General features: G+C 43.9%; 1 protein-coding gene. It reads left to right on the top strand.

All coding sequences use genetic code 11. From position 1 onward, the window contains the following. Positions 1–545, top strand: a 545-nt coding sequence (locus R7P74_RS28675; RefSeq protein ID WP_318124084.1) for an integron integrase, incomplete at both ends; no start/stop codon positions are given.

The following is a 545-nucleotide window of genomic DNA, read 5'->3' as shown; positions in this document are numbered from 1 at the left end:
TTTCGTTTTTATATCGAGACTTTTTTAAAACCCCGCTTTCACTGGATATGAGGTTCCAAAAATCACTGACGGAAAAGAAGCTCCCTGTTGTTTTGACTCGCGATGAAGTCCGCAGGTTTGTGCAACATATCGATCCGAGATATAAGCTTCACATCCAACTCCTATACGGTTCTGGGCTTCGAATTATGGAATGCCTTAGACTAAGAATCCAAGACATAGATTATGACTATGGTGCAGTGAGAGTCTGGCAAGGGAAAGGTGGAAAAAACCGTACGGTCACATTGGCGAAAGAGCTCCATGAGCCGCTAAAATCGCAGATGAACTTAGCAAGAAACTACTACTTCAAGGACCGGCATGTACCCGGATACGCAGGTGTTTACATCTCTGAAGGTTTACGCCGTAAATATCCGAATGCAGAACTAGATTTCAATTGGCACTTTTTGTTTCCGTCTAACAAGTTAAGTGTCGACAAAGAGACAGGGCAACTGCGAAGACATCATATAAATGAAAGCGCAATTCAAACAGCGGTAAAGCGCTCCGCGCTC

It is taken from the genome of Vibrio sp. 2033, from assembly GCF_033339735.1.
Note: the sequence above shows the minus strand (reverse complement) of the source record. Positions and strands in the feature narration are given on the sequence as shown.